The 24,725-nt window shown below is 53.5% G+C and carries 20 protein-coding genes; all 20 read left to right on the top strand.

The genetic code is table 11. The annotated features are described in order from the left end of the window. Positions 1-206 precede the first annotated feature (206 nt). Positions 207-1,664: a proline--tRNA ligase gene (gene proS, locus J2Z18_RS17940; protein WP_007128716.1), complete on the top strand. Its 1,458-nt coding sequence runs from the start codon at positions 207-209 to the stop codon at positions 1,662-1,664. Between the two features lie 210 nt (positions 1,665-1,874). Beyond that, positions 1,875-6,191, top strand: coding sequence for a PolC-type DNA polymerase III (locus J2Z18_RS17935; protein ID WP_007128715.1), 4,317 nt, complete (start codon positions 1,875-1,877; stop codon positions 6,189-6,191). A gap of 197 nt (positions 6,192-6,388) precedes the next feature. Then, on the top strand, positions 6,389-6,850 hold the full coding sequence (gene rimP, locus J2Z18_RS17930; protein WP_007128714.1) for a ribosome maturation factor RimP: 462 nt from the start codon (positions 6,389-6,391) through the stop codon (positions 6,848-6,850). A 32-nt stretch (positions 6,851-6,882) separates the two neighbouring features. Then, complete coding sequence (nusA, locus tag J2Z18_RS17925; protein ID WP_007128713.1) at positions 6,883-7,980, top strand: transcription termination factor NusA; 1,098 nt, start codon at positions 6,883-6,885, stop codon at positions 7,978-7,980. Between the two features lie 28 nt (positions 7,981-8,008). Continuing rightward, positions 8,009-8,320: an RNase P modulator RnpM gene (gene rnpM / locus J2Z18_RS17920; protein ID WP_028405665.1), complete on the top strand. Its 312-nt coding sequence runs from the start codon at positions 8,009-8,011 to the stop codon at positions 8,318-8,320. After that, entirely contained in the window at positions 8,313-8,636 is a 324-nt protein-coding gene (locus J2Z18_RS17915) for a YlxQ family RNA-binding protein (protein ID WP_028405664.1), read from the top strand. Before rnpM ends, J2Z18_RS17915 begins: the two co-directional genes overlap by 8 nt. Next, positions 8,629-11,235 (top strand): translation initiation factor IF-2, encoded by a 2,607-nt coding sequence (gene infB / locus J2Z18_RS17910; RefSeq protein WP_210095131.1) that lies wholly within the window; start codon positions 8,629-8,631, stop codon positions 11,233-11,235. Before J2Z18_RS17915 ends, infB begins: the two co-directional genes overlap by 8 nt. Positions 11,236-11,253: 18 nt before the next feature. Continuing rightward, complete coding sequence (gene rbfA / locus J2Z18_RS17905) at positions 11,254-11,607, top strand: 30S ribosome-binding factor RbfA (protein WP_007128709.1); 354 nt, start codon at positions 11,254-11,256, stop codon at positions 11,605-11,607. 29 nt (positions 11,608-11,636) lie between these two features. Next, positions 11,637-12,614, top strand: a complete 978-nt coding sequence (locus tag J2Z18_RS17900; protein WP_007128708.1) for a DHH family phosphoesterase — start codon at positions 11,637-11,639, stop codon at positions 12,612-12,614. Next, positions 12,611-13,525, top strand: a complete 915-nt coding sequence (truB, locus tag J2Z18_RS17895) for a tRNA pseudouridine(55) synthase TruB (RefSeq protein WP_007128707.1) — start codon at positions 12,611-12,613, stop codon at positions 13,523-13,525. The genes J2Z18_RS17900 and truB overlap by 4 nt, the downstream gene beginning before the upstream one ends. 31 nt (positions 13,526-13,556) lie before the next feature. Continuing rightward, entirely contained in the window at positions 13,557-14,510 is a 954-nt protein-coding gene (locus J2Z18_RS17890) for a bifunctional riboflavin kinase/FAD synthetase (RefSeq protein ID WP_007128706.1), read from the top strand. 169 nt (positions 14,511-14,679) lie between these two features. Beyond that, positions 14,680-14,949, top strand: a complete 270-nt coding sequence (gene rpsO / locus J2Z18_RS17885; protein WP_006211281.1) for a 30S ribosomal protein S15 — start codon at positions 14,680-14,682, stop codon at positions 14,947-14,949. A 414-nt stretch (positions 14,950-15,363) separates the two neighbouring features. After that, complete coding sequence (gene pnp / locus J2Z18_RS17880; RefSeq protein ID WP_007128705.1) at positions 15,364-17,457, top strand: polyribonucleotide nucleotidyltransferase; 2,094 nt, start codon at positions 15,364-15,366, stop codon at positions 17,455-17,457. Positions 17,458-17,646: 189 nt separating this feature from the next. Next, a complete protein-coding gene (locus J2Z18_RS17875) occupies positions 17,647-18,645 on the top strand; it encodes a polysaccharide deacetylase family protein (protein WP_210095130.1) in 999 nt (332 codons plus the stop codon). Positions 18,646-18,752: 107 nt separating this feature from the next. Next, a complete protein-coding gene (locus J2Z18_RS17870) occupies positions 18,753-20,021 on the top strand; it encodes a M16 family metallopeptidase (protein WP_210095129.1) in 1,269 nt (422 codons plus the stop codon). Then, entirely contained in the window at positions 19,996-20,442 is a 447-nt protein-coding gene (gene dut, locus J2Z18_RS17865) for a dUTP diphosphatase (protein ID WP_208604280.1), read from the top strand. Before J2Z18_RS17870 ends, dut begins: the two co-directional genes overlap by 26 nt. 258 nt (positions 20,443-20,700) lie before the next feature. Further along, positions 20,701-21,600 carry a dipicolinate synthase subunit DpsA gene (gene dpsA, locus J2Z18_RS17860; RefSeq protein WP_007128701.1) on the top strand — a complete coding sequence of 300 codons (900 nt, stop codon included), beginning with the start codon at positions 20,701-20,703 and terminating at the stop codon, positions 21,598-21,600. Further along, positions 21,597-22,187: a dipicolinate synthase subunit B gene (locus tag J2Z18_RS17855; protein WP_007128700.1), complete on the top strand. Its 591-nt coding sequence runs from the start codon at positions 21,597-21,599 to the stop codon at positions 22,185-22,187. The genes dpsA and J2Z18_RS17855 overlap by 4 nt, the downstream gene beginning before the upstream one ends. A gap of 167 nt (positions 22,188-22,354) precedes the next feature. Then, on the top strand, positions 22,355-23,569 hold the full coding sequence (gene dapG / locus J2Z18_RS17850; RefSeq protein WP_007128699.1) for an aspartate kinase: 1,215 nt from the start codon (positions 22,355-22,357) through the stop codon (positions 23,567-23,569). 160 nt (positions 23,570-23,729) lie between these two features. After that, on the top strand, positions 23,730-24,611 hold the full coding sequence (gene dapA / locus J2Z18_RS17845; RefSeq protein WP_210095128.1) for a 4-hydroxy-tetrahydrodipicolinate synthase: 882 nt from the start codon (positions 23,730-23,732) through the stop codon (positions 24,609-24,611). The last annotated feature ends 114 nt before the right edge of the window (positions 24,612-24,725 follow it).

Genomic DNA, 24,725 nt, shown 5'->3' with positions numbered 1-24,725 from the left:
AGGAGCGGCTTTACGCTGAAGCTCTCGGATCTTTAGCCTCCTGGGGTTTTCCGTTACCGGCAGGCCTCTTCCCGAATGCACGAGTGATACGAACCGTCATTCGCAGGGCCTGCTTACACATATCGCCAATAGCGCCGCATTCGGAAGCAGGCTTACAGCACAATCGCCCGAAGAAGCGTTTTAATAATGGGAGGAACAGGATTTTTATGTCGAAGGAATCGAAGGATAAACAATTCGTGACGGAGATCACGCCGCAAGGAGAGGACTTCTCCCGCTGGTATATCGATGTCATCAAAAAAGCGGACCTGATGGATTATTCGCCGGTCCGGGGCTGCATCGTGTTCAAGCCGGACGGCTATGAAATTTGGGAGCATATCCAGGAGGAGCTGGATCGCCGTTTCAAGGAAACGGGGCACCGCAATGCGTACTTCCCGCTGTTCATTCCGGAAAGCTTCTTCCAGAAAGAGAAAGAGCATGTAGAAGGCTTCAATCCGGAGCTGCCATGGGTAACCGAGGCGGCAGGAGAAAAGCTGGAGGAACGTCTGGCGATTCGACCGACGTCCGAAACGATGTTCGGGCATATGTACTCCAAATGGATTCAATCCTATCGCGATCTCCCGGTGAAGATCAACCAGTGGGCGAACGTGGTACGTTGGGAGAAGCGAACGCTGCCGTTCCTCCGTACAAGCGAATTCCTGTGGCAGGAGGGCCACACGGCTCATGAAACCGAAGCCGAGGCTCGGGAAGAAACGATGCAAATGCTGGACATCTACCAGGATTTTGTTGAGAACTATTTGGCTATTCCGGTGATTAAAGGACAGAAGACGCCATCGGAGAAGTTCGCCGGAGCCGTCGACACGTTCTCCATCGAAGCTATGATGAAGGACGGACGAGCTGTCCAGGCAGGGACGTCCCATTATATGGGCACCAATTTTGCGGAGGCCTTCGAGATTCAGTATTTGAACCGCGAAAATACGCTGGAGTATGCCCACACCACATCTTGGGGCGTCAGCACGCGTCTGATCGGCTCCTTGATCATGGTTCACGGGGATGACCGAGGATTGGTGCTCCCGCCGAAGGTTGCGCCGACTCAGGTCATTATGATTCCGATCGGTCCTCCGAAGACTCGTGATGCCGTGGTTGGCCGTACGGACGAGCTCTACCGTGAATTGAAAGCGGCCGGTATCCGGGTTCGTGTGGACGATAATCCGGATGTGCGCCCGGGCTGGAAGTTTAATGAGTATGAAATGCGCGGCGTTCCGGTGCGACTGGAGATCGGACCTCGTGATATGGAAAACGGGGTTTGCGTGCTGGTATCCCGAATCACCGGCGAGAAGAAAGTCGTCGAGCAGGCCAATCTGGTCCAAGAGGTTCAGAGCATGCTGGAGCAGGTGCATCAAGAAATGTATAACCGCGCGAAGCAGTTCCGCGAGGATCATTTCTATTCGGTGGATACACTGGACGAGATGAAGGCGAGCATGGAAGAGAAGCGCGGATTTACCCTGGCGGGTTGGTGCGGCTCCGAGGCTTGCGAGGATACCGTAAAGCAGGAGACCGGGGCGACCAGCCGGAACATACCTTTTGAGCCGGGCGAGACGAAGACGAAATGTCTCGTTTGCGGTGATGATGCGAAGCATACCGTACTGTTTGCCAGAGCGTATTAATATACCGATAATTTGATATTCCGGGTAGAGGGAGGAGGGCTACAGATTGCTTCTTCGTTCTCCTGTACCCGGAATATGTGCGTCTGGAGCAAGCTTCCGGATGGCAGTAGACCCATCGCTCTGTTTCGAGGCAGGACGTGTGGATGCTGCCGGCGGAAGCTTCTACTGTTTTTATAAGCAATTCGCGTGAAAACTTAGGGGGAGGGAACCATGGGCACAGCAGAAGATAAAAGGAAACGGCTTGAACTGCTGATGAAGCAGGGCGAAGTTCCGGCCAATCTGGTGGAACCCTATTTCTTGGACGGTATCATCGAGCAGGTGGAGACGAGCCGGGCGAGCAAGGAGTGGAAGATTACGATCCTGAAGGAGACGCTCGTTCCCGCCGAGGTGTATCGGACCTTCTGCCTGAGAATACAGGAGAAGATGAATCATATTGCCCGCATCGTATTTGTATTCCGGTATCAGGGCAATGTGCAGGCTGCCGACATTGTGCAGGAGTACTGGAATTTGTTCCTGGAGTGGGTACACCGTGAGATTCCATCCGTTAACGGCTGGATGACCCGGGCCCGGCACGAGGTGGAGGACGGGCAGCTGCTGCTGACGATGTCGGACGGCATGTCGCTCGAGCTTGCCCGGAAGAAGCAAATCGATACGGCCATCACCCGCTTCTTCAGCCATTACTTCGATCTTCAGCTCCGCGTTAAAATGCAGGTCGGCGATAATGGGCAGGCTGCCTATGAGGAATTTGAGCAGCGCAAGCGGCAGGAAGAGCGGGAGGTTATCGAGCAGCTCATGAGCAGCCTGGAAGCCGAGATGGATGCCGGTGACGAGGATGAGGCTCCGGACCGGCTGCAGGTCGGCTACGACATAAAGGACCAGCCGGTATCTATCCAGGATATCCAGGACGAGGAGAAGAAGATTACGATCCAAGGTACAATCTTTGGCTTGGACCGAAAGGAACTGCGAAACGGCAGCACGCTGTTCACCTTCAATTTGACCGATTTCAGCGATTCCTTGCAGATGAAGATGTTTGCCAAGACGAAGGATGATCTGAAAGTGTTGAGCCTGCTTGCCGACGGCAAATGGGTTAAGGCCAGAGGCCGGGTGGAATATGACCGGTTCATGCAGGTGCCGGAGCTGGTCATGATTCCTACGGATTTGTCCGAGGTGAAAGCTCCGCCATCGCGGAAGGATAATGCGCCTGAAAAGCGGGTCGAATTCCATCTCCACACGACCATGAGCACGATGGATGCCGTTACGCCGATCGACCGCTATATCAAAACGGCGGCGAGCTGGGGACATAAGGCGATTGCCGTCAGCGATCATGGCGGTGTACAGTGCTATCCCGACGCGGCGAAGCATGCGAAGAAGAACGGGATCAAGATGATTTACGGACTCGAGGCGAACGTCGTTAACGATGCGGTGAATATCGTGGAGCAGGCGAAGCCGATCGAGCTGAGCAGCGCAACCTACGTCGTCTTCGATATCGAGACAACGGGTCTGTCGATAACCGCGAACAAAATTATCGAGTTGGCCGCCGTCAAAATGCATGAGGGCAAGGAGGTCGACCGGTACGCGACGTTCGTCAATCCGCATGAGCGGATACCGTACCATATTCAGCAATTGACAAACATCAACGATGATATGGTAAGGGACGCGCCGGAGCTTGAACCGGTTCTGAAGGAGTTCGTCGAATTCGTTGGGGACGCGGTGCTTGTCGCGCACAATGCAAGGTTCGACGTGGGCTTCATTCAGGCATCGCTGCAAAATGCCGGCATGGACACACTGGACAACCCGTATCTGGATACCCTGGAGCTTGCGCGGCTTTTGCATCCGGGGATGAAAAACCACCGGCTCAACACGCTTGCCGATAAATACAAGGTTGCGCTCGAAAGCCATCACCGTGCGATCGATGATACCGTTGCACTCGCGGGCATCCTGAACGGACTGCTTGCGGACGCGGACAAAATGAAGGGGATCAAGATGCTGGACCGGCTGAACGACTACGTCGGCATGGACCTGTCCAATGCGCGTCCGTTCCACTGCGGCATTTATGCCTTGAACATGACGGGCAAGAAGAATCTGTACAAGCTGGTGTCGATGTCGCATACGGAGTATTTTAAGCGCGTGCCTTGCATACCGAAATCCAAGCTTCAGGAGATGCGCGAAGGCTTGCTTGTATTGTCCGGTTGCGAAAAGGGCGAGTTTTTCGAGACGGTGCTCAACAAGACCGAGGAAGAAGCGGAAGAAATTGCGGCCTTCTATGATGTGCTGGAGATCCAGCCGCTGACGATGTATATGCATTTGGTGGATAAAGGCCTGGTCGGCAGTCCCGAAGAAATCAAGACGGCCATATCCAAAGTGGTGCGGATCGGCGAGAAGCTGAACAAGCCGGTGATCGCCACAGGTAACGTGCACTATCTGGAACCGCGGGACAAGCTGTTCAGGGACATTACGATCCATGGTATTACCGGATTCAGTCCGCTGAAGGATATGCGCAAGCCTGATGCGCATTTCCGGACAACGGAGGAGATGCTGGAGGAATTCGAGTTCTTGGGCGAGGATAAGGCTTATGAAGTCGTCGTAACCAATACGTCGGAGCTGGCAGACCGGTTCGAAGAGCTGGAGCTGTTCCCGGATAAGCTGTTCACTCCGATCCTGGAAGGAGCGGACGAAGAGATCCGCAACACCTGCTATGAGACAGCACGGTCGATTTACGGGGACGATCTGCCGGAGGTTGTCGTAGCCCGGCTGGAGAAGGAGCTTGAGCCGATTATCAAATACGGCTTCTCCGCGAACTATCTGATCTCCGAGCGCCTGGTTAAAAAATCGAACCGCGACGGATACTTGGTCGGCTCACGGGGATCCGTCGGCTCTTCGGTCGTTGCCACCTTCCTCGGCATTTCCGAGGTTAACCCGCTGCCGGCGCATTACATCTGCCTGAACAAAGAGTGCAAGCACAGCGAGTGGTTCCTCGACGGCAGCGTGCCGAGCGGCTTCGACTTGCCGGACAAGGCTTGCCCGAACTGCGGCAACATGATGAAAGGCGAAGGACAGGATATTCCGTTTGAGACGTTCCTCGGTTTCAAAGGGGACAAGGTTCCCGATATCGACTTGAACTTCTCGGGGGAATATCAGCCGCATGCCCATAACTTTACGAAGGAAATGTTCGGCGAGAAGAGCGTGTTTCGGGCGGGGACGATCGGTACCGTCGCCGAGAAGACGGCGTTTGGCTTTGCGAAGAAATATGAGGAGCATCATAACAAGCGTTGGCGTGGTGCGGAGCTGAACCGGCTAGCCGCCGGCTGTACCGGCGTGAAACGAAGCACCGGTCAGCATCCCGGCGGTATCGTCGTTGTCCCGGACTATATCGAGGTGGAGGATATCACCCCGGTTCAGTATCCGGCCGACGATGTCAACGCCGAATGGAAGACCACGCATTTCGATTACCACGCCTTTGATGCGAACCTGCTGAAGCTTGATATTCTGGGACACGATGATCCGACGATGATGAGGATGCTGCAGGATCTGACCGGCGTCGATCCGACGACGATTCCGATGAACGATCCGAAGGTAATGAGCATGTTCAACTCCACGGAAGCGCTCGGGGTAACCCCGGAGCAAATCCGTTCTCCGGTGGCGACCTACGGCGTTCCGGAGATGGGAACCAAGTTCGTACGGCAGATGCTTGTGGAATCCCAGCCGTCCAGCTTTGCCGACCTGCTGCAAATTTCCGGCCTCTCACACGGTACCGGCGTATGGCTCGGCAATGCGCAGGAGCTTATCAAGAACGGCACATGCAACATCAAGACGGTTATCGGCTGTCGTGACGATATCATGCTGTTCCTGATCTACAAGGCCGGGATGGATGCAAGCCTCGCCTTCAAGATTACGGAGAGCGTGCGGAAGGGTAAGGGGCTTACCCAGGAATGGATCGACGAGATGAAGCGATGCAAGGTGCCTCAGTGGTACATTGACTCCTGTCTCAAAATCCAGTACATGTTCCCGAAAGCCCACGCGGCTGCATATGTTATCTCGGCAGTGCGTACCGCGTATTTCAAGCTGTATTATCCGATCGAATACTATGCGACGTACTTCTCGGTCCGCGCCGAGGATATTGATATTGAGCTGTGCTGTCAAGGATATGAGGCGATTTACCGCCGAATCGAGGAGATCGAGCAGCTCGGCTTCGGAGCCAGCGCGAAGGAGAAAGGCATGCTGCCGATCCTGGAAATGGCGCTGGAAATGACGGCCAGAGGCTTTACCTTCAAGAGCATCGATCTTTATCGTTCGGATGCAACGAAATTTACGGTTGACGGAAATTCGCTCATCCCGCCGTTCTCGGCCTTGGCCGGTATCGGCGAAAACGCCGCCCGCAACATTGCGGCCGCGCGCGAATTCGGCGAGTTTTTATCGATAGAAGATTTCCAGCAGAAGTCCAAGGCGAGTAAGACGGCGGTGGAACTTCTGACCCAGATGGGCTGCTTCCGCGGTTTGCCGGAGAGCAATCAGCTCTCATTATTCTGATTTCTTCATATCTCTCAGGGCGGGCCCGTTGCTGCTCAGGAGGCTTCCTTGACAGTCAAGGAGTCATACTTGTCACTATTACCAGACTATGTTATAATTTTTTTGGTAATCATGGAGATAAAACCGTTGTGTAAAGAGTGGGGCAACCCACTCTTTACTCTTTGGTATATAGGAAATCAACTTGGAGGTTATGTTCTTTGAGCACATCAAAGATTAAAACGACTGTGGAAGAAATGGTGCAGCCGTATCTGGATGAACACGGCTTCGAACTGGTCGATGTGGAATACGTAAAGGAAGGAAGCAGCTGGTTCCTGCGTGTGTTTGTAGATAAAGAAGGCGGCATTGATATTGACGATTGCGGAGTAATCAGCGAATATCTGAGCCAGAAGCTGGATGAGAACGATCCGATTCCGACCGCTTATTTTCTCGAGGTTTCCTCTCCGGGCGCCGAACGTCCGCTTAAGAAGAAGGAGGACGTCGCCAAGGCTGTCGGCAAGAACGTATTCGTTACGGTATACGAGCCGATCGACGGGCTGAAGGAATTCGAGGGCAAGCTGGAGTCCTTCGAGCAAGAAGAGCTTGTTATTCAAACGGGCAAGAAACAGCACGTTATTCCATATGCAAAAGTAGCCAGCGCCAGATTGGCCATCATTTTTTAGACGGAAGTTTTGAAAGGGGGAACCGATTTTCAATGAGTATGGATTTTATTGAAGCGATGAACGAGCTGGAGAGAGAGAAGGGCATCAGCAAAGATGTGTTGTTTGAAGCCATCGAGGCTGCGCTGATCTCGAGTTACAAGCGTAACTTCAACACTGCGCAAAATGTCCGTGTAGACATGAACCGCAATACCGGCGTCATCAAAGTGTTTGCACGGAAGCTGATCGTTGAAGAGGTTCTGGATCCGCGGACGGAAATTTCGCTGCATGCGGCACGCGAAATCAATCCGCATTTCCAGCTCGAGGATATCGCCGAGATCGAGGTAACGCCTCGCGATTTCGGTCGAATCGCGGCTCAGACGGCGAAGCAGGTCGTTACGCAGCGCATTCGGGAAGCCGAGCGCGGCTTGATCTACAGCGCGTTTATCGACAAGGAAGACGATATCGTCACCGGTACGCTGCAGCGCCAGGACCTTAGAAACATCTACATCGACCTCGGGAAGATCGAAGCCGCGCTTCCGCTTACGGAGCTGATGCCGAACGAGAAGTTCAAGCATGGCGATCGGATCAAGGCGTATATCACGAAGGTCGAGAACACTACGAAAGGTCCGCAAATCATGCTCTCCCGCACGCATCCGGGGCTGCTCAAGCGCCTGTTTGAGCTGGAGGTTCCGGAAATTTTCGACGGCGTCGTCGAGATCCGTTCGGTTGCGCGTGAAGCGGGCTACCGCTCCAAGATTGCGGTTTACTCTCGTAATGAAGAGGTCGATCCGGTAGGCTCCTGCGTTGGCCCGAAAGGGATGCGCGTTCAGACGATCGTGAATGAGCTCCGCGGGGAGAAGATCGACATCGTCCGCTATTCCGATTCGGTTGAGGAGTACGTGGCCAACGCCCTCAGTCCTTCGAAAGTGCTTGAGGTTCAAGTGTTCGAGGATGAGAAGATGGCCCGCGTCATTGTTCCCGACTACCAGCTCTCACTGGCCATTGGCATCAAGGGCCAGAATGCGCGCCTTGCAGCTAAATTGACAGGCTGGAAGATCGATATTAAGAGCGAAAGCCAGGCGGAGCAGGAATTTGGCAGACCAAAATCCCAATCCGGTGAAATGCACCAGGATTCCGTCTCCGTGGATTAATTCCGAAACAAGCGGGGGGGTAAGCGTCTTGAAACAGAGAAAGATACCGCTGCGTAAATGTGTGGCATGTCAGGAAATGATGCCGAAGAAAGAGCTGATCCGGATTGTCAGAACGCCCGACGAGGCGGTCATGATTGATCTGACCGGCAAAAAGTCGGGCCGCGGCGCTTATCTATGCGGCAAAGTTTCCTGCTTCAAGCTTGCACACAAAAATAAAGCTTTGGATCGAGCGTTGAAGCAGCAAGTGAAACCTGAGATCTATGAACAATTGGCCCAGGATTTCATCAAGGTTGAGGATGAATTCCTGGCTGCTAAAGAGCGTGCAGCCGATGATGAATAGGGCGCTTTCTCAGCTCGGCCTGGCCATGCGGGCCGGCAAGGTGGTTACGGGTGATGAGATCGTGCTCAAAGCCATCCGGTCTTCAGAAGCAAAGTTGGTTATTCTTGCGGGTGACGCCTCAGATAATACTAAAAAAAAGTTCCGCGACAAATGCGGTTCTTATAACATCCCTCTGGTAATCGGATTTGACCGGGAAAGTCTGGGCACAAGTGTAGGTAAACCCGAGCGGGTTGTGCTGGCCGTTACGGATCAAGGATTCGCAGAAATGATCTCCAGAACAATGGAGACAATGTCGGAGGTGGAGTATATTGAGTAAACAAGAAAACAAAGACAATAAACTTCGCGTATATGAATACGCGAAATCGCTGAATATGAGCAGTAAAGAAATTATAACGATCCTTAAGCGTTTGAACATTCCGGTTAACAACCACATGAGCGTCATGGAGAACGATACGGTATCCAAAGTTGAGCAGTTCTTTAAGGATATCAAATCGAATGCGGAAGCCAAGCGTGACGGTGCGGACGCTTCCCGCGGCGAGAGCCGCAAGCCGCCCGTGTCGGTTGCTTCCAGCTCTTCCGCTGCTGATGCGAAAGTAAGCAGCGGGCAAGACGGCTCTCGAAATGCAGGTCAGCGCGGTCAAGGTCAAGGTCAAGGTCAACCCAAAAAACAACAGGAAAAGCAGGTAGGTATGAATAGTAGAAATCATCAAAATAACCAGAACACATCCGGTTCCCAGCGTCCACAAGGACAGGGACAGGATTCTCGCAGAAACCAATCAGGCCCGGCTCAAGGAAGCCAGAACCAAAATCGCAGCAACCAGGCACCAAGACAAGGTGGAACAGCAACTGGCTCCCGTCCGCAAGGCGGTACAGCAACCGGCTCCCGTCCGCAAGGCGGAGGTCAAGGCGGTGCTCGTCCGCAGAACAACGGCGCTCAAGGCGCTTCGCGTCCGCAAGGCAGAACGGGACGCAATGACTCCGGCAGCCAGAACAACAGCAACGGTCAAAACAACCGGGGCGGAAGAAACAATAACAACAACAATTCCAAGCGGTTTGATGATAACAACCGCCAGGGCGGTTTCCGCGGCAACAATCGCGGTGGGAAGAATAACCGCGGACGGAACCAGAACAACCAGCAGCCGCCTCGTGAGAAAATCGACAACACGCCGAAGAAAATTATCGTCCGTGGCGACATGACCGTCGGTGAAACGGCGAAGCTGCTTCATAAGGACGCTTCCGAAGTCATCAAGAAGCTGATTTTCCTCGGCGTGATGGCCACGATCAACCAGGAGCTGGACATCGAGACGATTCAGCTGCTTGCAGGGGAGTTCGGTGTCGAGGTTGAAGTGAAGATTCCGGTGGAAGAAGACCGGTTCGAGACAGTCGAAGAGAATGACGCGCCTGAAGATTTGAAGGAGCGCCCTCCGGTCGTTACCATCATGGGTCACGTCGACCACGGTAAAACGACGCTGCTGGATGCGATCCGTTCCACGAACGTGAGCGGCGGCGAAGCCGGCGGCATCACACAGCACATCGGTGCTTATCAAGTTGAAATCAACGGCAAGAAGATCACCTTCCTGGATACGCCGGGCCACGAAGCGTTTACCGCTATGCGTGCACGCGGTGCGCAGGTTACGGATATGACGATTATTGTTGTCGCAGCCGATGACGGCGTGATGCCGCAGACGGTAGAAGCGATCAACCATGCGAAGGCGGCAGGATTGCCGATCATCGTGGCCGTGAACAAAATCGACAAACCGTCTGCCAACCCGGATAAGGTGAAGCAGGAGTTGACCGAATACGAGCTTGTGCCGGAGGAATGGGGCGGAGATACGATCTTCGTTAACGTTTCGGCAAAACAGCGCATGGGTCTCGAGGATCTGCTCGAAATGATTCTGCTTGTTGCCGAAGTGAATGAATACAAAGCCAATCCGGATAAGCGTGCCCGCGGTACGGTTATTGAGGCGGAGCTGGATAAGGGAAGAGGCCCGGTTGCACGTATCCTTGTTCAGCACGGAACGCTGAAAGTCGGCGATGCGTTTGTAGCGGGCAACTGCTTCGGCCGCATCCGGGCGATGGTGAATGATAAAGGGCGCCGCCTGAAAGAAGCCGGTCCATCCACGCCGGTTGAAATTACCGGTCTTACGGAAGTGCCGGGCGCAGGCGATCCGTTCATGGTGTTCGAGGACGAGCGCAAGGCGCGTTCGATCGCCGAGAAGCGTGCGGTCACGCAGCGTCAGTCTGAGCTTAACACGAATACCCGCGTAACCCTCGACGACTTGTTCAAGCATATCAAGGACGGCGAGATCAAGGATCTGAACGTGATCATTAAGGGTGACGTACAGGGCTCGGTTGAAGCCTTGAAGAGCTCGCTTAACAAGATCGAAGTGGAAGGCGTACGCGTAAAAATCATCCACAGCGGCGTCGGAGCGATCACGGAATCCGATATTATTTTGGCGGCTGCTTCCAATGCGATCGTCATCGGCTTTAACGTCCGTCCGGATGTTCAAGCAAAACAGACATCGGAGCAGGAGAAGGTTGACGTGCGTCTGCACCGTGTCATCTATAATGTAATCGAGGAAATTGAGCAAGCTATGAAGGGGATGCTCGATCCGGAATATAAAGAAACCGTGATCGGACATGCGGAAGTCCGCAACACCTTTAAAGTGAGCAAGATTGGTACGATTGCAGGCTGTATGGTTACTTCCGGAAAAATCTCGCGCAATGCCGAAGCCCGCTTGATCCGCGACGGCATCGTCATTCATGAGGGCAAGATCGATTCCCTCAAGCGTTTCAAGGACGACGCGAAGGAAGTGGCACAAGGCTACGAGTGCGGTATTACGTTGGCCAGCTACAGCGATGTGAAAGAAGGAGACGTCATCGAAGCCTTTATCATGGAGACGGTAGAGCGCTAATAAACGAGGTGATCAACGATGGCAAAAATCAGAACAGGGCGCGTAGGCGAGCAGATTAAGAAAGAGCTCAGCCAACTGATTCAGACTGAAATCAAAGATCCGAGAATCGGCTTCATTACCGTGACCGGCGTTGATGTGACGAATGACTTGTCACAAGCCAAGGTGTACTTGAGCGTGCTCGGTGACGAAGAACAGAAGGCAGCTTCCTTGAAAGGTCTGGAAAAGGCCACCGGCTTCCTCCGTTCCGAGCTTGGCAAACGGATCCGTCTCCGGCATGTTCCGGAGCTGATCTTCAAGTTTGACGAATCCATTGCCTATGGCAGCCGGATCGAGAAGCTGCTCAACGAAATCGGAGAGCGCGAAGAGAAATAATGCAAGTTCGTAAATAAAGGAGAGGGCGAATGCAGACCTATGAGCAAGAGCTGCAGCAGGTAAAGTCGTTTCTGCTGGAGCACGATGACTATTTGGTTGTGTCGCATGTTCAGCCCGATGGAGATGCAGTCAGTTCCACCCTTGCGGTGGGCTGGCTTCTCTCATGTCTGGGCAAGAAATTCACGATGATCAATGAAGGGCCGATCCCGAAACGAATGAACATGCTGTGGCATGCCGAGGATATTATCAACGGGTCGGAAGAGCTGCCGGATCGGACGTTTACGCATGTGATCTGCGTGGATTGCGCGGATTTTGCCCGGGTAGGGCACATCCGGACGTTGTTTGCCGAGAATGCCAGAATCGTGAACATCGACCACCACCCTACCAATGACCGGTACGGCTCCGTTAACCTGGTGCTGCCTCAAGCCGCCGCGACGGCAGAAATTCTGTATGACTTGTTGAATGTATGCGGGATCACCTGGGATGCCGAGATTGCTACGTCCGTCTATACGGGGCTTCTTACAGATACCGGAGGTTTCCGTTATACGAACACGTCGCCTAAAGTGATGAGCATTGCCTCAGAGCTGCTAGGTCATGGCGTTAACGGGCCGGAGCTCGCGGAGATCCTGCTGGAAGAGATGACTCTTCCCCAGATGAAAGTGCTTGTCGAAGCGCTGAATACGCTCCAGGTGTCGGAGGATGGAAAAATCGCATGGGTGCACGTTACCCCTGACCATATGGAGCGCTGCGGCGCAGCCAGTGAGGATCTGGAGGGGATTGTCAATTATCCCCGCAATATTCAAGGCGTCGAGGTCGGAATCTTGTTTAAGCTTCTGAAATCCGGTATCGTGAAGGTTAGCCTTCGTTCCGCCGGAAAAGTCGACGTTGCCGCCCTTGCCCAAGGGTTCGGAGGCGGCGGCCATGTCCGGGCTGCAGGCTGCAGTCTGGAGGGCCCTTTGGAGGATGTTATCCCTCGCGTTGTGGAGCAGGTGAGACTACGGTTATGACAGAGTTGGAAGGTATTTTGGCCGTGCATAAGCCCGCCGGCTGGACATCGCATGATGTGGTAGCCAAAGTAAGAGGAATTGTCCGCATGAAACGGATTGGCCATACGGGTACGCTTGATCCGGAGGTTACGGGAGTGCTGCCCCTGTGTTTGGGCAGAGCGACGCGAGTCGTGGAGTATATGCAGGAGCTGCCGAAGGAGTATGAGGCTGTTCTGCGTCTTGGATATGCTACGGATACGGAGGATGTCACAGGTACGGTCATTGAAGAGGCAGAAAGCGTACTGGTGACGAGGGAGGAAGCGGAGGAAGCGCTGCGTTCGTTTGTGGGTGAAATCTCCCAGGTTCCCCCGATGTATTCCGCCGTCAAGGTAAACGGCAAGCGTCTGTATGAGCTTGCGCGGGAAGGGAAGACCGTTGAACGAAAAAGCCGGACCGTCACCATTCATGAGATTGAGATGACCGGCTATGACGCCAGCGGCGCCTATCCCGAAATATCGTTTCGGGTGCTGTGCTCCAAAGGTACATATATCCGCACATTGTGCGTGGATATCGGCCGCAAGCTCGGCGTTCCTTCCGTCATGGTTCGGCTTGTACGCACGATCTCGGCCGGCATTCCGGCAGCCGACTGCCTGACCCTTGAAACCATTGAACAGCTTATGAAGGAAGGACAGCTTCAGAATAAGCTGATTCCGGTCGACCGGGCGGTCTCCCATCTTCCGGCTCATACCGTATCGGATGAGAAAGCGGAAGCTGCCCTGCAAGGACAGCGCTTGTCCGCCAGAGCCGTGGAGCCTCTGGTTGAAGGCGACGAGCCGATCCGGCTCTATGACAGCCAAGGAAGCTTTCTTGGAATCTACAAGCGGCAAGCCGAATCAGGCGCGATCGTGCCAGTGAAGGTATTTTCAAGATAGCGCTTGTTCTAGTTGAATGGAGGTGAGAAACATGAGGATTGTATCGTTGTCCTACCCCATAAATCCGGAGAACGTATTGGAAGCCGGCGTGCCGAAGGTCGCGGCCATCGGACAATTTGACGGTCTGCATCTGGGTCATGAGAGCGTGATTACGACGGCCGTCGGAATTGCGCGGGAGCAAGGGCTTCCTGCCGCTCTCATCACCTTTTATCCCCATCCCAAAGATGTGATCGGCAAAGGAAATTATGAGGGCTACCTTACTCCCCAAGCTGATAAGGAAAAGCTGCTGCAGGAGATGGGAATTGATATCCTGTACGTTGTGGAGTTCAACAAGGCGTTCTCTGAAGTCAGTCCGGACGCGTTCGTATCGGACATGCTGCTCCCGCTCTCGCTGCAGACGGCCGTGGTCGGATTCGATTTCCGTTTTGGTCATAAGGGAGCGGGAGATGCCGTCAAGCTTCAGGCATTAAGCGAAGGGGCGATGTCTGTCGTCACCGTTCCGCCATTCTTAGTGGATGGAGAGAAGGTAGGCAGCTCTTCTATCCGGATTGCCCTGCAGACCGGACAGCTCGCGGATGCTAACCGGTGGCTCGGCAGAAATTACAGCATTCGGGGAACCGTAATCCACGGCGAGAAGCGCGGAAGGCAGATCGGCTTTCCGACGGCGAATCTCGAGCTGACGGATCCGTACGTCATCCCGGCCCTGGGCGTGTACGCCGTGCGTGCCCGTTCGGATCAGGAGGGGGGCTGGATTGCCGGGGTCATGAACGTCGGTGTCAAGCCAACGTTCCATGAAGGCATCACGAAGCCGATCTTCGAGGTGCATCTTTTCGACTACAGCGGCGATTTATACGGTCAGGTCATGACGGTGGAGATGGTTCAATATATTCGGAAAGAGCATAAATTCGAATCGGTGCAGGAGCTTGTCGAGTGGATTCACCGGGATGCGGTCGAAGCCCGCAGGATTCTCAAGGACATGGAATAGGGCAGCACGCTTTTTCGATAAATTAGCGGATCGGATTTTCTTTTTTCGGAAAAGTATGCTATACTCTTAGAGGTTGCCCGGGATTCGGGCAATTTAACCTTGGCTTGGATGTTTGATCTCACCGTCGGTATCTGGGCCAACGGCGATTATGACGAAGGAGGTGAACAGGATGGCATTGACTCAGGAACGTAAACAACAACTGATTGACGAGCACAAAACTCACGAGTCCGATACAGGATCTCCAGAGGTGCAGATCGCTATCCTAACGGAAAACATTACGAACTTGACTGACCACTTGCGTACGCACAAGAAGGATCATCATTCCCGCCGTGGATTGCTGAAAATGGTCGGCCAACGCCGTAAGTTGCTTGCATACTTGAAAAACAAGGATGTAAAACGTTACAGTGCTTTGATCGAGAAGCTTGGATTGCGTCGCTAATCATCCATAGGATTTACCGAAAACAGCCTGGTTGTCCACTGTCCTTCTTGGAACGACAGCGGCACAACCGGGCTCTTTTCTAAGTATTATGGAAATTGCTTTCGTTTGCCCGCTTTCCTGTAAAGCCATGCTGTTATTCATAAGCCGAGGCTTTGCAGCGAAAGATATTCACATAGATATTGATATACCCGATTCGCCTTCCACAAGCTTTAAGCTTCTGCCGGCGTTTCCCGCTTTCGTCATCGAGTGTTCCAAGATGAGTTCGTTGTTTGTCGTACATAAGCTCGAGCAATAGAATCCAGTGAAACACTCCGATCGATCAAACGGGCGGCATTATTAAAGATGATGCTGTTTTTAGGCAATACTGAAAGCTAGAAGACGACAAAAAAATTTATCCCTATGAGGAGGGAATACATGGAAACTAGTGTTGAAATGCAGCTTGGCGGAAGACCTCTCGTACTCGAAACCGGTCGGCTGGCCAAGCAGGCAAATGCGGCTGTTATGGTCCGTTACGGCGACACGGCGGTTCTCTGTACGGTGACGGCTTCAAGTGAGCCGAAGGATTTGGATTTCTTCCCGTTAACGGTGAACTATGAGGAAAGATTGTATGCGGTTGGTAAAATCCCGGGGGGATTCATTAAGCGGGAGGGCAGACCGAGCGAGAAAGCAATCCTTGCAAGCCGCTTGACAGACCGTCCGATCCGGCCGCTGTTCCCGGAAGGCTTCCGCAACGATGTACAGGTCCTTAATCTCGTCATGAGCGTGGATCAGGACTGCGAGCCGGAAATTGCCGCGATGATCGGTACCTCTGCAGCGCTCAGCATTTCCGATGTTCCGTTCAACGGACCGATCGGCGGCGTGGCGGTAGGACGCGTTAACGGCAATTTTGTCGTGAACCCTACAATTGCAGAGCAGGAAGCCAGTGACATTTATCTCGTCGTTGCAGGTACGAAAGACGCGATCATGATGGTTGAGGCCGAAGCGAATGAGGTTCCGGAAGAAGTGATGCTGGAAGCGATCATGTTCGGTCATGAGGAAATCAAGAAGATTGTGGCGAAGATCGAGGAATTGGTGGCCGTTGCCGGCAAGGAAAAGATGGAAGTGAAGCTCCATGCCGTAGACGAAAACGTCAATCGCGAGGTTCGCGAGTTTGCGGAGGCCCGCCTTGTCGAAGCCGTTCGCATTGAAGAGAAGCATGCCCGTCAGGATGCCATCGATGCGATTAATGAAGAGACTTATACCGTATTTGAGGAAAAGTATATTGAAACGCCGGAACTTTTGAAGGATGTTAAAGAGGTTCTTCACGACATCGTGAAGGAGGAAGTCCGTCGTCTCATTACGCATGACAAGGTTCGTCCGGACGGACGCGGCCTGTCCGAGATTCGTCCGATCGAATGCGACACGGGTCTGCTTCCAAGAACCCACGGCTCCGGCTTGTTCACGCGCGGTCAAACGCAAGCGCTCAGCGTATGTACTTTGGGTGCCCTCGGCGATGTGCAGATTCTTGACGGCATCGACCTGGAAGAGACCAAGCGCTTCATGCACCACTATAACTTTCCGCCGTTCAGCGTAGGTGAGGCTCGTCCCCTCCGCGCGCCGGGTCGCCGGGAGATCGGACATGGTGCTTTGGGTGAGCGTGCACTGAGCAAGGTTATTCCTAATGAAGCCGAGTTCCCGTACACGATCCGCCTGGTATCGGAAGTGCTTGAATCGAACGGATCGACTTCCCAGGCGAGCATTTGCGCAAGCACGCTGGCGATGATGGATGCCGGTGTACCGATCAAAGCGCCTGTAGCAGGTGTAGCCATGGGCTTGATTAAGGACGGAGAGCATGTATCCATTCTGACGGACATCCAGGGAATGGAGGACCATCTCGGCGATATGGACTTCAAAGTTGCCGGAACGCCGGATGGGGTTACCGCCATTCAGATGGATATCAAAATCGACGGCATTGACCGCGCGATTTTGCAGGAAGCACTCCAGCAAGCAAAGGAAGGACGCATGCATATCCTCGGCAAAATGATGGAGGTCATCAAAGAACCGAGAGCAAGCTTGTCCCAATATGCGCCTAAGATCATCACGATGCAGATCAATCCGGACAAAATCCGCGATGTCATCGGAGCCGGCGGCAAAATTATCAACAAAATCATTGAGGAAACCGGCGTGAAGATCGATATCGAACAGGATGGACGCGTATTTATCGCTTCTTCGAATGAAGAGATGAACCGCAAAGCCCTTACGATTATCGAAGGCATTGTGAAGGAAGTCGCGGTCGGCGAAATTTATACCGGTACCGTCAAACGGATCGAGAAGTTCGGCGCGTTCGTGGAAATTTTGCCTAATAAAGACGGGCTGGTTCACATTTCCCAGCTGTCGACCGAGCGGGTGGCGAAGGTGGAGGATGTTGTTGCCATTGGTGACGTCATCACCGTTAAGGTCACGGAAATCGATCAGCAAGGACGCATTAACCTGTCGCGCAAAGCGGTATTGACTGCGGAAGCGAAGTAAGCGCGGGCCATGGCCTGAGCGTCCGAAATAGCAAATGAAGAAAGAGGCAGAACCTGATTCTGGCTCTTTTTTTGCGTCTAGCTCGCCATACACCCTCATACCGAGGCCGCAGCTCTACTTTTGGCTCATAATTCCGGAGCCCGGCACATAAAATGGGACAAAGCTGCCTGAGGGGGAGTGGGAGAGCCCATGAAAGATAAGAAAATCGCCGTGCTCCTGACCGGTACCGCATTGGTATCGGCTGCCGCCGTGTTCAGCGGCGCGTGGGGTTATGTGTCCGGACTTGAGCCCGCGGCAAATACAAAGCTCGTGAACAGCAGCAGTCTTACGGGAGCGGTAGTCGACGTGGAGCTGCTCAATCAGATTGAGGCTGCGGCTGCCAAGGAAAGAGTAGAGCCTGTTGACGCGAGAGTGGACAGAGTATGGGAGGCAATCCCCGGCTATAACGGACTTGAGGTCGATGTGGAGGCTACATATAATCTGGCCGTGAAGAACCGGGGGAAGGGAGAGGTCCTCCCGCTCGTATATCGTGAAATTCCGGCCAAAGTAACGCTAAACGACCTGGATCTTGCATCTCACCCGATCTATCGGGGGAACCCGAATAAACCGATGGTGTCGCTCATGATTAATGTTGCCTGGGGCAACGAATTTCTGGAGCCCATGCTGAATACGCTCGATGAGGAAAATATCAAGACCACCTTCTTCCTCGACGGCAGCTGGCTCAAGAAAAATCCGGAGCTTGCAGGCGAGATTGTAAAGCGGGGCCATGAAGTCGAGAATCATGCTTTCACCCATCCCAACATGAGCCGTCTAAGCAGGGAACGCGCCGATCTGGAAATTGCGAAAACGCAGGAGCTGCTTAAGACCAGTTTAGGGGTGGAAAATAAATGGTTTGCGCCCCCTTCCGGCGATTTCAACAAGCAGACGGTAGCGATCGCCCATGCCCGGGGGCTGAAAACGGTGCTGTGGACGCTTGACACCGTGGACTGGCAGCATCCTGCGCCGGAAGCGGTCGTTCAGAAAATAAGCAGCAAAGTCGAACCGGGCTTCCTCATTCTAATGCATCCAACAGACTCCTCGTCGAAAGCGTTGAAGGGCATGATTGACGGGATACGGGCCAAGGGTCTATCGATCGGCACGGTCAGCCAGACGCTTTCGCCTGACCGGATCATGCCGGGTGGAACCTAGAAGTCCAGGGTGTTGTGGCACATGGTAAAGTTTGATAGAATGAATGGATGGCATGAGGCTGTTGGTCAGCTGAAATGAACCTGGATGGACAGTTAGGGGGGCCTTGCGTGAAAAAAATACAATTGTCAAACGGCCTGCGTGTGGTTATGGAGAGCATCCCCACAAGTCGTTCGGTATCCTTCGGCATCTGGGTGAGGACCGGATCCCGCAATGAGACGCCGGAGATCAATGGGATTACGCATTTTATAGAGCATATGATGTTCAAAGGGACGGAGCGGTTTGACGCCCGTGCGATTGCCGAGCAGTTCGATGCGATTGGTGGAAACGTCAACGCGTTCACGGCTAAAGAGTATACCTGCTATTATGCTAAGGTATTGGATGAGCATTTTCCGATTGCTGTCGACGTTCTCTCCGATATGTTCTTCAACTCCAAGCTGGATGCGGAAGAGCTGGCCAAGGAGAAGAATGTAATCCTGGAAGAGATCGCCATGTATGAGGATACGCCGGATGATCTGGTGCACGACCTGATGTCAACGGCCGTTTATGGCGATCACCCGCTCGCATTTCCGATCCTTGGTACGAAGGAACGGCTGGAAGCGATGGATTCCGATGCGCTGCGCGCTTACATGGAACATCACTATACGATCGAGAATACGGTCATTGCGCTTGCCGGAAATATCAATGAAGGAACGATCGAGCTGCTGGAGCGGCACTTCGGCGGATTTTCCAATCGCCGTGCGCCCCAAGCCCTTGAGGTGCCGTCATTTCTGGACGGCGTTCAGTTCCGGAAGAAGAAGACCGAGCAGAATCATATCTGCATGTCGTTCCCGGGCTGCTCGATCGGCGAGGATCTGCAATATGCAATGGTGCTTCTGAACAATGCCATCGGCGGCGGAATGAGCTCGCGGCTGTTCCAGGAAATCCGGGAGAAGCGGGGGCTCGCTTACTCGGTATATTCCTATCACAGCTCCCATGCGGACAGCGGCATGTTCACCATCTATGCGGGCACGGCGCCCAAGCAGACGAAGGATGTGCTGGATTTGACGATCGAGATGCTGCATGATCTGGCAACGAACGGAATGACGGAGCAGGAGCTCAAGAAGGGGAAGGAGCAGCTGAAGGGAAGCCTCATCCTTAGTCTGGAGAGCACCAGCAGCCGCATGAACCGGCTTGGCAAGAACGAGCTGATGCTGGGCCGGCATCACACCCTTGATGAGCTGATCAAGCGCATTGAGCAAGTAAGCATGGAGGATGTGAATGCCGTCCTCGACCGAATGTTTAATACTCCATATGCACTCGCGATGGTTGGAACCTCAGACAAAGCATTGAATGGACTTAGGAGGAATGAATTTGTTGCACTACGTTCAAATCCATAGATTACCCGGTAATGAAGATGTGAAGCTGCCTGTGAAAATGTCCGAGCTCGCTGCAGGCTTCGACCTGCATGCCGCTGTACCGGAGCCGGTCGTTCTGCAGCCCGGCGAGCGCAAGCTGATCCCGGCTGGCTTTGCAATGGCCATGCCGGCAGAGCTGGAGGCCCAAATCCGCCCTCGCAGCGGACTGGCGTTCAAGCACGGGATTACCTGCTTGAATTCGCCGGGCACCATCGATGCCGACTATCGCGGCGAAGTGAAGGTGCTGCTCATCAATTTGGGACAAGAGCCATTTACGATCGAGCGGAACGAGCGGATAGCGCAAATGGTATTTCAGACCGTGCCTGCAGTCGCCTTTGCCGAGGTGGAAGAGCTGTCCGAAACCGTTCGCGGTACGGGCGGATTTGGACACACGGGGAAATAGGCTCGCGTTTACGAGTTCTACACATCGAATTGGAAAGGTCGTTTTGGCTGATTAGCCAAGGCGGCCTTTTTTGACGTTGCCAAGGACATCCCCGGTTTGTCGCGTCTTCCGTGCGACGATGACCATCGGGCCGAAACCTCGCTTCCCGCAGCGTAAGGGGCTATCCAACGCGTTACATGGATAATTCGCTCACCACCTTATGGGCCGCAGCATAAGATGGTCTATACATTGGTTAGAAAGAAAGGAGCGACGCCTTCCATGCTGACTGGAGTCCGGACCGTCTTCGTTGGAGGAGACGCAAGGCAAATTGAAGTGATCCGCAAGTGCGCCGAGATGGATGCTTCCGTCATGATCGCGGGCTTTGAGAAGCTGCAGGATTCATTCCAAGGGGTTACGCGCGAGACGCTTTCCACCGAGCTGATGGCGGATGCCGATGCCCTGATTTTGCCGGTAGTGGGCTGTGATGATGAAGGACGTGTCAGCGCATTGTTTTCGGAAGGTCCATTACGGCTGCAGGAGGATCATATTGCCGCTATGCCGAAGCACGGAGTCGTTTATACCGGCATGGCCAAACCTTATTTACGATCGCTGTGCGACAAATATAACATCAAGCTGGTGGAAATATTTGAGCGGGACGATGTAGCGATCTACAACTCCATCCCGACGGCAGAAGGAGCGCTGATGATGGCGATCCAAAATACCGATTTTACGATTCATGGATCCACGAGCATGGTGCTCGGCATGGGCCGGACGGGATTTACGATGGCGCGGAGCCTGCAGGGGCTCGGTGCGAATGTCATGATGGGCGTACGGAAATCGGAGCATTATGCCAGAGCGGAGGAAATGGGCTGGAAGCCTTTTCTCATAAAGGATTTGGGGACTCACGTAGCCGGCATTGACTTGCTTTTTAACACGATTCCAACTATGATAGTCACAGCACAAATCATCTCGAAAATGCCTCGGGAGGCCGTTATCATCGATCTCGCCTCCGCACCCGGCGGATGCGATTTTCGCTATGCCGAAAAACGGGGTATCAAAGCCATGCTCGCACCCGGACTACCCGGAATCGTGGCTCCTAAGACAGCCGGCATCATTATCGCCAATGCGCTGGTGGAGCTGATTTCTGAAGAAATCAAGATTCGGGGGGATGCGAAATGAATTGGAATGGAAAAACGGTGGGCTATGCCCTGACGGGGTCCCACTGCACGCTGGAAGAAGTGATGCCGCAGATCGAGCGTTTCAAATCGGGCGGAGCGAATGTGATTCCGATTGTATCGAGCACCATCATGACGACGGATACCCGATTTGGGACATCGGAAAATTGGCAGAAACAGTTGAAAGATATAACCGGGAATGATATTATTTCTACGATTGTTGAGGCGGAGCCGCTTGGACCTTCCAAGCTTCTTGATGTGCTGGTCATTGCACCTTGCACAGGGAATACGACCAGCAAGCTGGCGAACGCGATGACGGATAGCCCTGTTCTGATGGCTGCCAAGGCGCAGATGAGAAACTGCAGACCGCTCGTGCTTGCCATTTCAACGAACGATGGACTGGGACTGAATGCAGCCAATATCGCCAAACTATTGGTTACGAAGAATATATATTTCGTTCCGTTCGGCCAGGATAACCCGCAGCAGAAGCCGAACTCGCTCGTGGCGAGAATGGACCTGATACCGGAAGCCTGCTACGCGGCGTTGGAAGGAAAACAGCTGCAGCCGATGCTCGTGGAATACGCTCATTAATACGATAGGCATCATTTAGAACCTTAACATTCGAAAAACAGCAGACCATGGAGTTTTGCTGAAATCAACCTGCACGAACCGAAGCGGCCAGGCTAAATAGCCGGCCGTTTCAGTCGGTCGGCCCCGAGTTTTCACGCTCCCGGGCATAGATAAACGGAGGAATATGCATGCGCATCTTAGTTCAAAAATTCGGAGGCACTTCGTTGTCCACACCGCAAGCGAGAACCCATGTTATCGGACACATCCGGCGCGAGTTGGACAATCAGTATCGATTGGTTGTCGTGGTGTCCGCGATGGGACGACGTGGGGAACCCTACGCAACAGACACCCTGCTTGATTGGATCGAGCATAACGGAAATGCACTACCAAGCAGGGAAAGGGACATGCTGCTGGGCTGTGGAGAAGTGATATCGGCGACAACCCTGTGCAGCCTGCTCCACCATGAGGGCATTACCGCTACGGTTCTGACGGGCGCCCAAGCCGGATTTCTAACCGACAATCATTTCGGCAATGCACGCATCAAGGATGTGAAGCCTGACCGGGTGTTGAAGGAGCTGGAGCAATATCAGGTCGTGATCGTGACGGGCTTTCAGGGGCAGACCGAGTCGGGTGATTTAACGACGCTCGGCAGAGGAGGCAGTGACACCTCCGCAACAGCACTGGGTGCGGCGCTTCGCGCTGAAATGGTGGATATCTATACCGATGTCAACGGCATTTTGACGGCAGATCCCCGGATTGTAGAGGATGCCAAGCCGTTAAGCTATGTAAGCTACACGGAGATTTGCAACATGGCCCATCAGGGGGCCAAGGTCATTCATCCGAGAGCGGTGGAGATCGCGATGCAGTCCCAAATTCCGGTTCGCGTCCGTTCGACCTTCTCGGATAGCGAAGGAACGCTTGTGACCCAGCCTGAAGGATTCAGGGATATCCAATCCGGTATTGTAGACCGTTATGTGACCGGCGTTGCTTATGTGAGCAACATTACCCAAATTTCGGTCGAGTGCGATCGGACCGAAGGCTTGCAGCTGAAGGTATTCAAATCCATGGCTGAGCATTCGATCAGCGTAGACTTTATTAATGTTACCCCGACGGGGGTTGTTTATACCGTATTCGACAGCGATTCGGAAAAAGCGATCGAGGTTCTGCAGAACCTTGGATTGAAGCCAAGAAGCTTATCCGGGTGCGCGAAGGTATCGGTAATCGGAGGCGGCATTAACGGTGTGCCTGGCATTATGGCGAAAATTGTCGAATCGCTGAGCGAGCACGATATTTCGATTTTGCAATCGGCTGACTCCAATACAACGATTTGGGTGCTTGTCAAAAAAGAAGATATGGCTCAGGCGCTGCGCGCGCTGCACAGCAAATTTGAGCTTCATCGATAGATCCGTGTCGTTTTTCCAGGTTTGTGTGACATCATCGTTTATCAATTTATCGGTACGGGATTAAGGTATGGGTAATGCAGATTGCCCTGATTTAGGATATGCTATGTAGAGAATGAAGCAGGTTTTCCCGTATACGGGAAAAAGCTAAGGAGGAATCATTGTGGATTTCGGAAGATTGATTACGGCTATGGTAACCCCGTTCGATCGCAGCGGCGAGATCAATTGGGACGAGACGGCAAGATTAATTGAGCATTTGATTGCGGATCAAAAATCAGACTCCCTCGTGATCGCCGGCACAACCGGCGAGTCTCCCACGCTGAGCGAATCGGAAAAGCTCGAATTGTTCGCATTCGCTGTGAAGCAGGCGGCCGGAAGATGCAAAATTATCGCAGGCACAGGCAGCAACAATACCGCACATTCGGTCGAATTGACGAAGAAAGCGGAAGCTTGCGGGGTCGACGGCATTTTGCTGGTTGCTCCTTATTACAATAAACCGAATCAAGAAGGTCTGTATAAGCATTTTGAGGCAATCGCAGCAGCAACCTCGCTGCCTGTTATGCTATATAACGTGCCGGGACGCACGGGAGTCAGCTTGAGCACCGCCACGACGTTGCGGTTGGCGCAATTGCCGAATATCGTTGCCACGAAGGAATGCGCCTCGATCGATCAGGTGACTGCGATCGCTGCAGGCGCACCGGAAGGATTTATCGTCTATTCCGGCGATGACTCTGCAGCGCTGCCGGCTCTGGCGGTAGGCGCTTATGGTATCGTGAGTGTTGCAAGTCATATTGCCGGTGCACGGATGAAGGATATGATCGATGCATATGTTGCCGGGAATGTGCAGGAAGCTGCAAAGCTTCACCAATCGTTATTCCCGCTGTTCAAGGGACTGTTCGAGTGTCCGGACCCGCTTCCGAACCCGTCCGCCGTTAAGTTCGCCCTGAATGAAAGAGGCTATCAGGTAGGAGATGTCCGTCTGCCGCTCGTCTCGCCGAGTGAAAGCGAAGCATCGTTCATCCGTTCGATGCTGGCGTCATTGTAATATACCTGCTTCAAAACCGAGTAAACGTACAGCCGCTGCCTGAACAAGGCAGCGGCTTCTTTCGTTTTAAACCGCAGCGTTTCGGGCATCCTATGGGACACGTAGGCGGCTGAC

This window comes from Paenibacillus lactis, from assembly GCF_017873605.1.
GTDB classification, from domain to species: Bacteria; Bacillota; Bacilli; order Paenibacillales; family Paenibacillaceae; genus Paenibacillus_AQ; species Paenibacillus_AQ lactis.
The sequence above is the reverse complement of the archived record's forward strand: the minus strand, read 5'-3'. Positions and strand labels throughout refer to the sequence as shown.